The sequence below is a fragment of the Streptomyces sp. NPDC043876 genome (assembly GCF_056435825.1).
In genome coordinates this window covers 1-13,778 of record NZ_JBWKDV010000031.1, presented here as the reverse complement: position 1 = coordinate 13,778, position 13,778 = coordinate 1, and the positions used below count along the sequence as shown (strand labels likewise).

Sequence of the window (13,778 nt, the reverse complement as noted above, 5' to 3'; positions counted from 1 at the left end):
ACCCGCCAATACCGGGGAATGAACAACATCAACTGACGGACCGGGGGTCAATCTTCAACCGGCCAGGGTGGGTCACGATTCACCCGCCGCCGACAATCGCCGCCCACGCCTGGCAAGGAGAGTGGTTCCAGGCCGGAGCCTCGGTTTACCTGTTCCTGCTTCAGTGCCTTGAACCCCGCAGACGCTGCGTCAGCAGTGGGGTAGGAACGGAGTTCGATCCGGACCTGATCGACCTGGTAAGAGGGCTTGTACTCTGCCACCGCGCTGATTGTTGTGCCCTCGCAACCGGCGCTTTCCGGCGGGCACTGCATCGTCCCCGGGAAACCGTCCTTCACGCTCCATCCGGTGGGCAGACTTCCGAGCCCCGGGAGCACGGGCAGGACTTGAGCCCTCTCACGCAGCACCACATGTTTGGCTGCCGGCGCGTCGCCCGAGCCCGGCGAATCATCCCTGGTGACCAGCTGCACACCGCCATACAGTGCAAGGACGAGGGTAAGCAGGGCCAGGATGGCGATTGCGAACCATGAGCCCTTGGAATTTTTTACGTTGCTGATCGTCAGCGGGCCCAGTGACAGTTGGCTGCCGCGCAGTTTGCTGGTCGCGACGACGATGCTGCCGCTCGGATAGTGCGGCGGGTGGCTCGGCATAGGGGGGCCGAAAGCGTTCCTCAGCTGTCCGGTGAACTCGGGGTCGGCGGCGATTTCGTCCTGGAGGGTGCTGCGCAGAGCGTCTGCTACAGCTGTGTCCTGCGGGTTCTGATCCAGCCCGTTCAACGCTGTTCGACCCGATGCTGTTCCGGCGAGCCGTGTCCGCACCAGCTCGCCCACAGCCTGTCCCACTGCTGTTCCCGCCCCATTTGCGGCCGCCGTCATCACCTGTACGACCGCTAACGCCAGACTTTCAGAACTTTCCATGGCCCCCGCCGTTCCGGAAGAAAGATGTCGACAGCATGCCTCGTGCATGTGTCGGCAGGAAGACCGCGGCCCGGCGCGTCCGGCGGGTGAAGAGGACTTCGCCGCCGATCGTGCCGCCCGCCTCCCGGGTGATGGCAGCGGCGGCTGCGATGTCCTGCTCCTCCAGCCAATTCAGCAGGCCGAGCTTGATGTACAGGTGGTCGGCTCTGGAGACTCCGGACGGCTGACTCCACGCGTACGTCGCACGGGTCCCACCGCCCCAATCTCGTGAGAAGTAGCCACATCTCTCGCTCCGGCTTCCCAGCAGGCATATGGGCCGGGCGGGCGGTGGCCTGCCGGGACGAAGGAGAAGGTATGGCGGATACGATCGAGCACCGGGTCGACTACGTGGTGGTGGGCATGGTCCAGAGGCAGGGAACGGAACCGCCGGCGCGGACGGCCACGACGTTCAGCGCCGCGGAAGCAAAGTGTGCGCCGCGGTAGTCGACGGGGCCGCACATCACCCGGCAGTCGTCCGGTACTCCTCGATAGCGCCGACGGTGATGACCCACACCGGAATGACCCCGCAGCTGCTCCGCTGGCCCTGGCCGCCGCCTTGGTCACCGCCGTCAAGGAAGACGGCGACCGCTACCTCCCGCCCAGGCCACTGTCCTCTGACAGGTGATCTTGGCCGTTTGCCAGATGGATTTGGCCGGCGGCCGGGCTACACGCCGAGGTTCAACCGGTGGGCGTCTGCCCACTGGTCCTCGAACTCGCGCCGGCTGATCTCCTGGCCCGCCAGCGCGGGATCGAAGAGGTCAACGACGGGCGGGTTGAACGGCCAGTCGTCAGGGCCACTGCGCAGGGCAGTTCCATCCTCGGCAAGCTCCACCTGCCGAACTCGGCGCCCGTCAGGCCCGATTTCCATCAAGTAGACGACCGGCTCGTCATCCTCCTCGTCCCACGGCCGCCGCAAGTAAACGATGTCTCGGCCCGCGAGCGCACCGAAACCCTCACGTCCGCGCTGCGCGTCGCGCTCGGCGCGCAGGCTGTCGAGTCCAGGCAGTATCAGGGGAGCGTCGATGTCGACTTCTTCAAGCTCGTCCCCTTCGAACCGTGCCACCACCTCCGGGTCGGTGACGACCTCGACCCAGGCGAAGGATTCGAGGACTTCCTGCGCAGACCGCGCATGGACCCACCACCACGAGCCACCCATTCCGTAGTCGTGCAGTACGAGGAAGCGGTGCCTGCGGGCGCTATCGGTGCCGGTCATGGGAACTGAGCTTAGCGAGGAAAGGCGGGGCTGCCTGACTGGTCAAACTCATCTGGCAAACGGTCAAGATCCCCGGACAGAGGTCAGCCATGACACGGATCGGCTTGCCCCGGGCCGACGGGGATCACGTTCTTTGACGTACGGGTCATCTGCTGCGCGACGGATCACCCCGCGCGGTGACAAGGTCGCACACCGGGGCCCGGTACTCCTAGGGGCGGGCGGGCGCACGTCCTTTTGTGCCAGCGGTCGCACCGTTCGGGGTGTAGGCAGGGCTCACTCGTCAGGCAGGATTCGTGCGGCCCGGGGCCGCAGCTTCGCGACTGCCGTAGGAGGGGCGGGGAGGTCACCGGTCGCGGTCTTGCGAACTCCAGCGTTCTCGGCAGTCGTGGTGACCAGGTCAGCCGGTGTGCTTCACCCCTTCCGCCCGGGCTGGCTCTCCAGCGCGGCGGCGGTGGTGCCGTCCAGGCACCGGCGCAGAGTGCGCGTGCGGAAGTCTGGGGCCCACGCAGGTGTAGTTCGCGGGTTGGCGCCCTCGGCCTGGTTCTCAACGCGCTCGTACTGTTCAAGTCCCGGTACATGGACGCCGCCCTCACCCGCCCCCGCCGCGGCAGTCGGGGCGGGGATTACTCTCCCTCGGCGCGCGAGCCCCTCGCCGCGGCCAAGTGGGCGCGGGCGGCGAGACCGCTCTGCGCGGTCCGGCTGCCCGGGCCCTCCGCACCGGCGGACGGCACCTGCGAGGCCGCGGCCAGGGCTGCTCCCCTTGCTCACAGTGCTGCTGGTCGTGCCATCAGCGGGATGTCCAACGGCAGCGAGACCGTCGTGCGTGATGTGCCCGTGCGGCAGAAACGCGGGTTCAGCTCAGTTCCAGCACGCCCACAGTTTGGTCTCCGCTGGTCTCAGGTCTTCCATCTGCTCGCTGAGGCATGTCGTCCGCTCCGGAAGGCGAAGCGCCACACCGATGCGTTGCGTCCGGCTCCTGATGGACCTGTCTCGCGGGTGGTGAGCCGGTCGCAGTCGCCATGGCTCTCTGGTCACGCGTCTCAGTCGACCTCGGCCACCTGCCGATACGTCTCGTTCTTCCTCCCCAACCCTGAGCGGCCGGGCGCACCGGCATCACCCCGAGGATCAGGTTCTCCATGGCTTCGGGCATGCGCCCGAAGCCGGCCAGCCAGCTGCTCACGACGTACAGCTCGCCCTGTTCGTCCAGTCCGAGGAACGCGTGCCCGTGGTCAAGCTCGCCCAGCGGGAAGAGGCAGCGGCCGATCTCCTCGCCCCACTCGCCGAAGCGATCGTCCTCACCCAGCGCGAGCAGCGGGTCGAGTTCGAACGCCTCCCGCGCGGGTGATCCCAGGCCCACCGGCGGCAACCGTCAGCCCGCCGAACTCGCGCAAGAAGTCGTCGGCAGCGGCGTGGATGCGGAAGCCATCCGCTTCCAGCCGCTCTCGCCACACTGTCGTGGCAATGCTGCGCCCGGGATACCAACCCGCACCACGCAGCACCGCGTCCACCTCAGCCACCCATGCATGCGGCTCCCGAGCCTGAGCTACCCGCTGGTCACGGATCAAACGGGCCGCGAACGCCACCGCCACGGCCGGGTCGGCCGTCTCGAAGTCCACCCGGTCTCCCCACTCCCAGCGGCTCACCACCACATACACATCCGGACGGGCGAACATCGCCGGCAGCGGCTCATGGCGCCACTTCTCCCAGCTGTCCGACGTCGACACACTGAGCTGGCCCATGGACATCCACGGATACATCCCGCTCAGCAACGGCTCACGACTGGCTGCCTGAAGCAATGACCACAGGGACGACGAGGACTGCTCGCCCTCAGCCGACCGAGGACGATTCACCTCCAGGAGCTCCGCCCAAGTCTGTGCGCGGGTGCGCTTCGCGCCTACAGATACCATCCCCAGACGATGTGGCTCCCTCACCGCCGCGTCAACAAAGAAGGCGCCGGGCCACGGCTTAGCTGCTGGCGTCATCCGCGCCGCCGTGTCATCCGTGCTCCGGCTCAACGGGAAGCCACAGCTCGGCGTCGGCGCTGGCGCCGGGATTGTCCCCCGACATTCGGATGCGCAGTAGCTCAGGGCCGGTATGACTCCGGTACGGGTTCGACGGGAACCACTCGGTGAAGACGTCCCGCCACAGCTCCTGGATGGCCTGCGGCGCCGGTCCGGAGGCGGAGAAGACCGCCCAGGTGCCGGCCGGGACGGCCAGCGTGGTCACTCCCTCGGGCAAAGCCGGGGGAGCGGAGGTGATGACGCCCTGGTAGTAGTCGAGTTCGGTGCCCTCGGCGCGGCTGGGGTCCAGGTCGTCGCAGACCGCGACGATGCCGTGAGGCTCTTGATCCGACAGTTTGCAGCCTGTTCGTACGGTGCCGTGCGGCGGCGCGAGCACGGGGGGCGGTGCTCGGTGCCAGGCCCATCGGTTCTCACCCGCGCGTCGGCGGGGAGCCCCGCGACCCTCTGCGACAGCCGGCCTCTATGCGGAAGGGGGGATCACCCTCGCGTAGGCGGGAAGCACGCACTGCCCTGACGGATCCTCGTCATTGACGAAGGTTCACCCCCACGGCGCCAGCGGGAACGCCGTGCCGGGGCAGCGGAGTGATCACGATCGACCCACCGCCCCGAAATCCTCCGGAACCAGCCAGGCCGGAGCGTTCGCGGGGTCGATCCACCGCGACGGCACGGGCGGGAACCCCTGGAGCGCCTCCGCGAGCCCCGGTACCGGCAGTGGGGAGCACGCGCCACTGGGGCGAATCACGAACTCGAACGCGGAATCCCTCCGCGGCGGCGGAGACCACGCTCGGGGGGCACGTACTTCCAGGATGGATCACCCCCGCGGTGGCAGGGAGCATCGGCGATTTTCTTCGCGACGCCGTCCAGCGACGGATAACCCCCGTGGCGGGGAGCACATCACCCCCGCATCGGCGGGAAGACGCGCCGCGCCACTGCTCGATTGCGTCAGCCCGCGGATCACCCCCGCGTCAGCGGGGAAGACAACCATCGGATGACCTCCGACTCGTCTTGGATCGGACCACCCCCGCGTCGGCGGGGAGCACTTGCTCCGCACCCTGCGGTGTCCGCCCCGCCCTCCGCACTCCAAAGGTGGCACATCCCCGTGCGGAGGTCCTCTCGCGCGAGAGCCGGCGCAAGGTGCCCCTCCCTTGGGGTGTGCCCTCCGAAGCACGGCAGGTAGCCCGGCGGGCGTCCCCGGGAGGGACAGATGGGCGGCTGCATATACCACTCGGACGGTGCCACGACTTGGCACCCTAGGCCCCTGGGTCCTGCATGCGGGAGGGCGTGCGACGAGCGCGCGGCCGTCGCCGGGCGCTCAATTCGCGCCCCGTCCCTCTTGGCCGAGAGTGGCGCGTCACGGCCACCCGGGAAACAGGCAGCTGTCGGACGTCATGCCGCTGAGTCCGGACGGCAGGGGTGGTCGCCGATCAGGTGAGTAAGACACCGGTGCCAGCGGATGTGCATGGCGAATCGCTTGAGATTTGGGGCTGGGAGGGGCCTACGCTGCTATCACAGCGACAGACAGGGGGCCAAGCAGTGCGCGCTCTAGAAGACGTGAAGAACCAGGTGAGGTCAGCAACCTCGCGGCGGTACGTCGAGGAAGCGATCGCCGCGTACGGAGCGTCGGCCTACCGCTCGGCACTGATCGCGACGTGGATCGCCGTGGCCGCCGACGTCATCGAGAAGATCCGCATCATGGCCGACGAAGGGGAGTCCGAGGCCATCAGCCTGCGCGACGACCTCGACAAGGCCATCGCCCACAACAACATCGCCGCCCTGCAGGACTTCGAGCGCAAGCTGGTGGGCAGGGCGCACACGCAGCTACAGCTGATCGAAAAGCGGGAACACGATGAGCTGGAGCGCATCTACCTCGACCGTCACCTTTGCGCCCATCCCGCATTCGTCGCGGCCGGCGAGGAACTGTTCAACCCCACCGCTGAGCTCGTACGTGCACACCTGGCTGTTGCAGTCGACGCTCTCCTGTCCCACCCGCCAGTCACCGGACGCAGAGCCCTGGAGCGCTTTGGCCGCGAAGTCGCGTCCGACTCCTGGCCCCGGGACGATGAACGCCTGGCCGAGCACCTGCGCGCAAGCTACATGGACCACGGGACACGGGCACTGCGCGCGAACCTGATCAAGGTGGTCTGTAAGGACACTCTCAAAATCGAACTCACCCTGAATGACCGCTGGAGGCGGACGCGGACCGCGCGAGAGCTGCGGAAGATCGCCCCCGCCGAGTTCGAGGAACAACTCCGCAGCGTCCTGGACCGGCACCAGAACCAACTGAACGAACACGGCCTGGTGGCTCTCATAACCGGGCTCTGCTACGTCCCGGGCACATGGGACCTGCTGCACGGGGGAACCCAGGGCCGGATCGAGACACTGATGGAACAGATCCCAGCAAGGGAGCTCTTCTCCGTCCATCTGCTGTTCCACGGGCCGCTCCCGCAGGCACCAATTGACCAGATGCTGCTCAAACGGCTGGGAAGCGTCACCGAACTCAGCTCCAGGCGGCTTCCGCGCCCACTGGCGTACTACTTCGGCGACGAGCCCGACAGCCGGCTGATTCCGGAGCTGATTCGCCTGGCCGCGGATGCAGGTTCGTTCCCGGAAGGGGGCAATGTGCTCCGGATGGTGAATGCCCTGGCGCCGTTCCTGACGGAAGACCATTTGGATCGGCTTCTTGAGTCGTGCGCGGGCAATCCTCAAATCACCGGCGGGCACCTGGGAGGAAAGCAGCTCCTCCATCTGCGGTACTACGGCCCACAGACAGACCGGGCACTCGCTGCGTGGACGCGATTCGATGAACGTGAGCCGTCGCCGTAGCCGAGGTCGTTGACCAGCAGCGACAGGTACGGTCCCGTTCTCCCTGCAGGTCTGGCTGATCGTCCTGTCTTTGTCCCTCGGTCAGTAATCGATATCGCCGGTGACGGCCGCGACAATGACGCTCCGGTGCATGCCGAGCCGCACCCACGTCTCGCGCATGTCGCGGTCCCCGTCGTAGCCGAGGATGCCGGTCTCCGTCAGGTGCTCGCCGCCAGGCTTCATGAGCGGGCGCAGGGCGGTCACGTACGGCTGCAGGTCGCGGGCGTACGCGAGGTAGACGTCGATGAGGACCAGCATCGGGGAGGTGTTGTCCAGCCACGGCCGCCAGACAGGGAGGATCTCTTCCTCGATGCGGGAGACCATGACCATCTCCAGGCTGAGGGACTCCGCGGTAGTGCTGGGAGACACCGGCATCTCTTCGAGGTGACGGAGACGGCGCAGTCCGTCCAAGGCCTCGATACCGAGCTGCCGCTCGTCCTTGGTGGGCTGCCACTCCCTGCGGACCAGCATCTTCTCGACCTCGCGGGCCCGGTCAGCGGCAGTAGTCGTCACACACCGTACGTACCCACACGGGTGAACCGCCCACCGCCTTCGGTGGACTCCGATACGTTCGGCTCCTGGGGGAAGGGCGAGGCGTTCGCCCGCCTGCCGAGCCCCGACCGAGTCCCGCTGTGCCAGGTCGACGCCCAGGTCGGGCTCGGCCCTGACCGGGTACTCCGGGTGACTGCGACGCGGTACTCCCTGGGCTACCCCGGCTGGGAGGCCGAGCAGCACCTGTACCTGCACCACCTCGCCTATATGCCGCCCTCCGCCACGCGCGGCGAGCACGGCATCGCCGACGTCGTGATCACCGACGCGGCCTATGAACCGCCGCTCCTCGTCGTCGACCGCGTCCGCGCGCAGGGATACGGCACCATCGGTGTGGTGACCGGTGACCGGTGACCGTACCGCGCTGGTCTACCGAGACAGCACGCGCTGGGGACAGCCGCCGACCGGCATGACGGTGACGGTGGGCACCGACGAGCCGGACTCCGCCATCGACCTCGCCGCCTCGGTGATCTACGGCTGAGAGACCTGGCAGCTCGAGCAGCTCGAATCCTCTCAGCGCCTGGGCCGCCACCGTTGGACAGTGGAACGAACCGTGGCCTGGCTCGCTGGATGCCGCCGTCTGCACCGCCGCTACGAGCGCAAGGCCGAACACTTCCTCGCGTTCGCCGGCATCGCCGCCACCCTCATCTGCTACCGGCGACTGGATGGGTGAGCCGGTTCATCCGACTCCGAGGAAGCCCGGGTCGGCGCCATCGAACTGAAGGCACGAGTCGCGGCTCACACCAAGGAGTTCCGCCATCGGCACCGCGCGACGGCTTGTCGCCAACAGATCCTGGCGGGCTTCAGGCGACCACAACGGCGGGAAGAACGACAGTCCCTGCCGACCGTCCAGCACTGAGACCTCACTGCGCCAGCCGTCCCACCGCAGGCCTTCATAGAACTCCTGGAGCCCTCCGGAGAAGATCCAAGACAGCCACGCCGAGTGGCCAGCGCCCAGGGCCTCCCAGCCGAGCGCATCAGGGGCGAAGTAGATGATCTCGCCTGGCTCGCCGGGCCGACCGGCCTCACGGGGGTTACCCCCGTTGAGGGCAAAGACCCCGCCCAGCACATCGTGCGCAACCACGAGACCAGCACCAGGCCGCCATGAGGGATCGAATGTCGAAGGCATCGCGTTGACCTCGGCCAGGCCAGGCAGTCCGGCGTCACTCGGGCTTCCAAAGATCCGAAGCCATCCACCGTCCACGAGCAGACCGCCACAGTTCAGTACGATGCCGCCCAAATTCGACCGGGCGGAGACCTGTAGTTGCAGCAGGGAGGCTCGGCCTGCCACGGGATCGCCTGACAGCACTTCAACTGGTACGTCGGTGCCGCACAGCTCCTGAAGAAGGAGCGGTCATGCAGGGTCATCGACGTTGATCAGTTCATTGTGGTCGCGCATCTCCGCATCGTCGCACCAGTGCCCAGAGGCGCAGTCCACCGGGTCACCCGGACTTCGATCCACCAATCGAGACGACCTCTTAGGCTCTTGGCGCTCTCGCCGGGCTCCACCACCAGGTGGCGGCCGGGGACGAGAACCGGGCGCAGCTGGTGCTCCCATGTCGTGTAAGGCCGCCCGCACGGGGTGGCCAAAACTCATCCGGCTGAAATATGGTGCTGGATTTGAGTGGGGGAAGGCAGCTGGCGTTTCAGGCCTTATCTCGCAGCGAAGGGCCAACCGTATTCTCTCCGCCTCGAAGGAAACGGCTGGTGAACGATGGTGCGCCAGGCGGTGAAGGAATTCCCGCAGGTCGATATCTTGGCTGAAAGATATCCTGTGATCTGCCTCATGAACCTAAAGCTTTGGGCAAGATCAGACCGGTGCGTTACGTTCATGAGCGACGCAACGGGTTGGCCTGACCAGTCAACCGGAGGCGTCTACAAGGCCATTCGCACGGGGGGCGGAGCCAGGCACGGTTCATGGGCCGAAAGTGTCCAAGCCGACGGCTCCACGAACAGACACCTGAATCCGCACCCCTTTGTGCATCACACAAAGGAAGAATACGTGAACCGCAACACGATACGCATCGGGGGCGTCGCAGTTCTCGCGGCACTCGCTCTGGGGATCGGCGGCACCACCGCCCAGGCAGCCACGACCGCGCCTGCCACACCATCCATCACCGCAACGACCACGGAGCAGCGCCAGGCCATCCAGTCGCTGGCCACCGGCCTCCTGAACTCGCCCATCGAGTACACCGCGGCCGAGCGTGCCGAGCTGCAGTCGATCGCCAACGGCGAGGCGGCCGCCGCCGGCAAATTCGACGGGCTCATCAAGCTGCTCAAGAAGGTGCCGGGCTTCGCCAAGGCCGTCGCCGGGCCGTTCGTCACCTTCGCCAACTGGTACAACAACCTGGCCTGGTACTGGAAAGCCCCCCTGCAGGCCGCCAACGTGGGCGCCAACCTGTACGGCATCTGGGAGCTGTTCCAGTGACGTCCGAACTGATCACTGACTGACCAGAGGGGGTGTGCCGCAGCCACGGTTGCGGCACACCCCCTCTCGCCGTGTCCACAGCAAATCCGAGAGGACGTGCGTTGAATACATCGTCAGCCTCATCGCAGACAACCAAGGGTGAGAAGCCAGGATGGTTCCTTACCGCGGCGCTGTTCGGTGCGCTGGCCGCGGTGCTCCGCCTCACCGACGTCTGGTCCTGGTGGGCGGCCCTCTGGGCACCCCTTTTCGTACTCGCCCTGGGATTCGCAGGGTACGAATGGCGGTTGACGGTCCGTAGCCAGTGGCGGATCGGCCCCGTGGAGTGGGTGCTCCTCGCCGTCGCCCACCTATCCCTGCTCGCATCCCTGGCGATGGTCTCGGGTCTTCTGCCCCGATAGCAGATCGTTTTCCAACCCCTCATCCTGTGCAAACTCGCGCGCGGGGTAAGCAACGCTGTTCGGGCTGCGGGCGCCGGGTTGAATCCAGCAGCACCGGCGTCGGACTCACTCAGTCCGACGCCTACCTCGGCGAGTCCGGTCTTGTCGATGGGCAGGGTGCGTCGTCCCACGAGTAGCGGGCCGGAGTAGGCGGGCGCTGGCAGTCGGCGCCCTCTACCCCTCCCGGTCAGCTCCTTCGCCCGGCCGCACAGCGCACCGACGCCCTCGGGCACGCGGGGGCTTCGTGCCCGAAGAGGGGCCAGCGAGCGGGCGTCGTCGGCCGGTCCGGCCCTCTCGCCAGCGCACTCGGCGCCGGAATCACAATCCGCTACGAGGCACGCACCGCCGCCGACGACCTCTCCGTCTCCGACGAAGCACTCAAGGGCACCGTCGACCAGCTCAACGTCGGCCACCACAAGGAAATTGGCCACATTCCCACCCCAGCGCCCACCTCGCCAAGCAGCTCGAAGACCTCGCCTCCCACTGTCCAGGCCCCACCCGACTGATCCGTCCGGCGCCACACGCCAGGCATATCGGTCATCTGTTGATCTCCCGGACAGGGCCAGGGGCGGCTCTGCTGCGCCGGGACACAGCGGTCCGACTCGCCCAGCGCGGGCGGCACTCCGGCGGCGATCGGGGACGCCTCGCTGGCGAGGACGGCGCCTTCGCGGCAACCGCAGGCATGAGCGGCACCTCCGCAGGAGGCAGCGGGGGGCCTGGCCGTAGCGGGCTGCGAGCCGGCACATCAAGGACCAGGTCGTCTCTCCACTCAGCGGACCCACGCGGCAGATCTCTGCTGGCGATCGGTCAGAGTCAGGCATGGGCTGTCCAGGCGATCATGCCCATTGGCTGCCCGCGAGTCTCTCCGACAACCCCCTCGCTCCCTCCACTGAACCAGCGGCCTTCAGGCAAGTCACCCTGCCGCCTCTGTTGTGCCTGCCTCGCACCACCGTGGACAGCCATCGGTTCAGGTCTTTCGCGCGATTGCCTGGGGCGTGTGACGTGATTTCCATGTCCGTCGCAAGAGACGCCGCCATGCGGTAGATACGGATGAAACCGCCGTGTCACGCCCAACCGGGCCCCGTTGCTGTCCGCAAATCGGGGGCTCACTGTCGGTGCCCCTCCGTACCCTTGCGTTGAGGCATCTGAGCTGGGAGGGCACCGTGGCCGGGAACGGATTCAATCAGCGCGAGCTCGACAAATGGGCGAAGGGCTTGGTCAAGGGCATGAACAGGAGCCTGGAGCGGGCTGCCCGGCAGAACCCCTCTCGCGTGCCGGTCGCGTTCGCAGCCCCGACCGTTGCCGGAGCCATCCCTGGCGGCGAAGCGATCGTGAGCAGCGCTTACCTCGCTCAACTCCTGATGTGGCTGGACACCCTCGCCCAGCAGCACCCAGGGGCAATCGTCGATGTCACCCGGTTCGTAGAAGAACTCCAGCTGGAAGACGAGGACCCCAAGGTCCTCGCGCTCCAGCTGGAGCAGCAAGGCCTGGTCAACATCTCGCGCAGTCTCGCGGACACCCCCGACGTGTACCTCACCGACGAGGGCCGCATCGCCGTACGCCAGCTGAAAGACCTGCAGAAGGACCGTGCCGCTCGCCTGCGCCACACGATCGACTCGTTCCTGCGTTGGCTGTATGACACCGCCGGAGACCAGACCCCCGTTGTACCGGCTCTGTTCCTCGCCACGCCCGGGTCGTACTTTGTCGGAGCCGAAATCTCCGGAACCGAACTGCACCAAGCTCTTGCCCACCTGGCAGAGCACAACCTCATCGAACACATCGAAACCGACCCCGCCACGGTCGCCATCACACCCCAGGGCGTCACCTGCACCCTGGCAGGAGGAAGCGTGCAAGACCACACCAACCAGCAGCGCCCCGGCGACAACATCACTTTCCATATCGGTGAGAACACCGGCAACATCGCGGCGAACAGTCGCGACTTCACTATGAACGCCACGACCAATAAGGACGGGATCGACCCCGCCGCGGTCGTCATGCTCGCCCGCGCCCTGCGCCAAGCCGCGCCGGTCCTGGACCTGCCGGAGGACGACGCGATCGAGTTCACCCAGCTCGCCACACGCCTTGAGGACGAAGCCGCAGGCGGATCTCCTGACCCCGGCAGGCTCCAGCGCTGGGGAAGCTCCGTCCTCGGCATTCTCAACTCCCCTGTCGTAAGCGGAGCTCTGGGCAGCGTGCTCGCCGCCTACACCGGGACGGTGCTCCCCGGGCTTCCCCGTGCCTGACACGCTGACTCAATTCCAGGGCCGCGGGTAGATCCCCTGCTCGGTGCCCTGCTACTGAAGGGGATCGGGGCGTTTGACGAGCGGATCACCGCCCCAATAGATCGATCCGACCCGGCAGGACCGGACTCGGAGGAGCACTGCCAAGGAGGCTGCCGTCCGCCACCAGCAGGCTGGCGAGTGCGCAGGTTGGTTGAGTGCTGCGCAGTTTCACTGATCCGTGACACCGGCTCTCGCGACGTAGACCCTGCATGGGATGATTTTTCCAGAGTCTAACTCTAGTTAAGATTGAAGCATTCTGGGTTGGATGACTGTTCTGACGGATCCTGTGCAGGGGCTTGACGATCATGTTTTTATCCTTTGGCGTCTGGGGAGGATGGCGTGCAACCGGGCGTGGTCCATGCGTTCTGAGGGCATCTTTTAGGGGTGGGTATGGCTCAGGGCACCGTGAAGTGGTTCAACGGCGAGAAGGGCTTCGGGTTCATCTCGCCTGATGGTGGGGGCCCTGATGTCTTCGTCCATTTCAGCGCGATCGTGGGTACGGGCTTCAGGAACCTGGAGGAAAACCAACGGGTCGAGTTCGAGGTCGCCCAGGGGCAGCGTGGGCCGCAGGCCGCCGACGTCCGAGGGGTCTGAACCCGCTGGGCTGACCCAGCGTGAGCGGAGTCAGCCCGGGCCCAGACCTCATTGCCCTCTCCTCGCACAGCCGACAGTCCAACCAGGCCGCCTACTGCTGCCAGCTGGGCCCGCGGAGCGGGCCTTTGCCTGAAGGCGGAGCCGGAAGGCCAGGGTGGGGGAGCGCAGCGGACCCACCCAACGGGCCGAAGGACCGGACCCCGTGAAACGGGGTCATCTCCCGAGCGAAGCGAGGAGAGCCGCCAGGCCGGCGAAGCCGGCCCGCTCTGGTGGAGCGCAGCGGAACCAGAGCAGTCCGAAGCGAAGCGCAGGACCCCGGCCCGAAGGGCCGGCCATGGCCCGGAGCGAAGCGCAGAGCCCGGGCCCGAAGGGCCCCCGGCCGAGCGCAGCGAGGCCGTTCAGTCCTGAGCGCGCAGCGCTCAGGTACCCGCTCCGCGGG

General features: G+C 67.0%; 10 protein-coding genes and 5 pseudogenes. 8 read left to right on the top strand and 7 right to left on the bottom strand.

Going from position 1 to position 13,778, the window contains the following annotated elements; translation table 11 throughout:
* Positions 1 to 47: 47 nt before the first annotated feature.
* The 5 genes and pseudogenes from AC0693_RS38350 to AC0693_RS38330 all read right to left on the bottom strand — a co-directional run.
* Complete coding sequence (locus AC0693_RS38350) at positions 48 to 827, bottom strand: hypothetical protein (RefSeq protein ID WP_478804563.1); 780 nt, start codon at positions 825 to 827, stop codon at positions 48 to 50.
* Between the two features lie 790 nt (positions 828 to 1,617).
* Positions 1,618 to 2,166 carry a hypothetical protein gene (locus AC0693_RS38345; protein ID WP_478804562.1) on the bottom strand — a complete coding sequence of 183 codons (549 nt, stop codon included), beginning with the start codon at positions 2,164 to 2,166 and terminating at the stop codon, positions 1,618 to 1,620.
* A gap of 853 nt (positions 2,167 to 3,019) precedes the next feature.
* Positions 3,020 to 4,073 (bottom strand): annotated as a pseudogene (locus AC0693_RS38340) (SUKH-3 domain-containing protein).
* A gap of 88 nt (positions 4,074 to 4,161) precedes the next feature.
* Positions 4,162 to 4,524: pseudogene (locus AC0693_RS38335) on the bottom strand (GyrI-like domain-containing protein); the annotation flags it as partial.
* A 208-nt stretch (positions 4,525 to 4,732) separates the two neighbouring features.
* A pseudogene (locus AC0693_RS38330) lies at positions 4,733 to 4,902 on the bottom strand (serine/threonine protein phosphatase); the annotation flags it as partial.
* A gap of 836 nt (positions 4,903 to 5,738) precedes the next feature.
* On the opposite strand from AC0693_RS38330, the gene AC0693_RS38325 reads away from it, so the two are divergent.
* Positions 5,739 to 7,010 carry a hypothetical protein gene (locus tag AC0693_RS38325; RefSeq protein WP_478804561.1) on the top strand — a complete coding sequence of 424 codons (1,272 nt, stop codon included), beginning with the start codon at positions 5,739 to 5,741 and terminating at the stop codon, positions 7,008 to 7,010.
* Between the two features lie 81 nt (positions 7,011 to 7,091).
* Here AC0693_RS38325 and AC0693_RS38320 read toward each other — a convergent pair whose 3' ends face one another.
* Positions 7,092 to 7,562: a hypothetical protein gene (locus AC0693_RS38320; protein WP_478804560.1), complete on the bottom strand. Its 471-nt coding sequence runs from the start codon at positions 7,560 to 7,562 to the stop codon at positions 7,092 to 7,094.
* 42 nt (positions 7,563 to 7,604) lie between these two features.
* On the opposite strand from AC0693_RS38320, the gene AC0693_RS38315 reads away from it, so the two are divergent.
* The 3 genes and pseudogenes from AC0693_RS38315 to AC0693_RS38305 all read left to right on the top strand — a co-directional run.
* A complete protein-coding gene (locus AC0693_RS38315) occupies positions 7,605 to 7,952 on the top strand; it encodes a hypothetical protein (protein ID WP_478804559.1) in 348 nt (115 codons plus the stop codon).
* Positions 7,942 to 8,079 carry a hypothetical protein gene (locus AC0693_RS38310; protein ID WP_478804558.1) on the top strand — a complete coding sequence of 46 codons (138 nt, stop codon included), beginning with the start codon at positions 7,942 to 7,944 and terminating at the stop codon, positions 8,077 to 8,079. Before AC0693_RS38315 ends, AC0693_RS38310 begins: the two co-directional genes overlap by 11 nt.
* Positions 8,080 to 8,100: 21 nt before the next feature.
* A pseudogene (locus AC0693_RS38305) lies at positions 8,101 to 8,271 on the top strand (transposase); the annotation flags it as partial.
* 6 nt (positions 8,272 to 8,277) lie between these two features.
* On the opposite strand, the pseudogene AC0693_RS38300 reads toward AC0693_RS38305, so the two are convergent.
* A pseudogene (locus AC0693_RS38300) lies at positions 8,278 to 8,940 on the bottom strand (DUF2625 family protein); the annotation flags it as partial.
* 660 nt (positions 8,941 to 9,600) lie between these two features.
* Between AC0693_RS38300 and AC0693_RS38295 the strand changes: the two are divergent.
* The 4 genes from AC0693_RS38295 to AC0693_RS38280 all read left to right on the top strand — a co-directional run bounded on the left by AC0693_RS38295 (position 9,601) and on the right by AC0693_RS38280 (position 13,339).
* Positions 9,601 to 10,026, top strand: a complete 426-nt coding sequence (locus AC0693_RS38295; RefSeq protein WP_469320244.1) for a hypothetical protein — start codon at positions 9,601 to 9,603, stop codon at positions 10,024 to 10,026.
* Positions 10,027 to 10,127: 101 nt separating this feature from the next.
* The gene (locus AC0693_RS38290) at positions 10,128 to 10,424 is read left to right on the top strand and encodes a hypothetical protein (protein WP_478804557.1); all 297 of its coding nucleotides are present in this window, start codon (positions 10,128 to 10,130) and stop codon (positions 10,422 to 10,424) included.
* A gap of 1,202 nt (positions 10,425 to 11,626) precedes the next feature.
* Complete coding sequence (locus AC0693_RS38285) at positions 11,627 to 12,706, top strand: hypothetical protein (RefSeq protein ID WP_478804556.1); 1,080 nt, start codon at positions 11,627 to 11,629, stop codon at positions 12,704 to 12,706.
* A 429-nt stretch (positions 12,707 to 13,135) separates the two neighbouring features.
* Positions 13,136 to 13,339, top strand: a complete 204-nt coding sequence (locus AC0693_RS38280; protein ID WP_478804555.1) for a cold-shock protein — start codon at positions 13,136 to 13,138, stop codon at positions 13,337 to 13,339.
* The last annotated feature ends 439 nt before the right edge of the window (positions 13,340 to 13,778 follow it).

Coding starts and splice junctions, on each gene's coding strand:
- AC0693_RS38345 (WP_478804562.1), bottom strand. CDS start 2,166: ATGACCGGCACCGATAGCGCCCGCAGGCACCGCTTCCTCGTACTGCAC.
- AC0693_RS38280 (WP_478804555.1), top strand. CDS start 13,136: ATGGCTCAGGGCACCGTGAAGTGGTTCAACGGCGAGAAGGGCTTCGGG.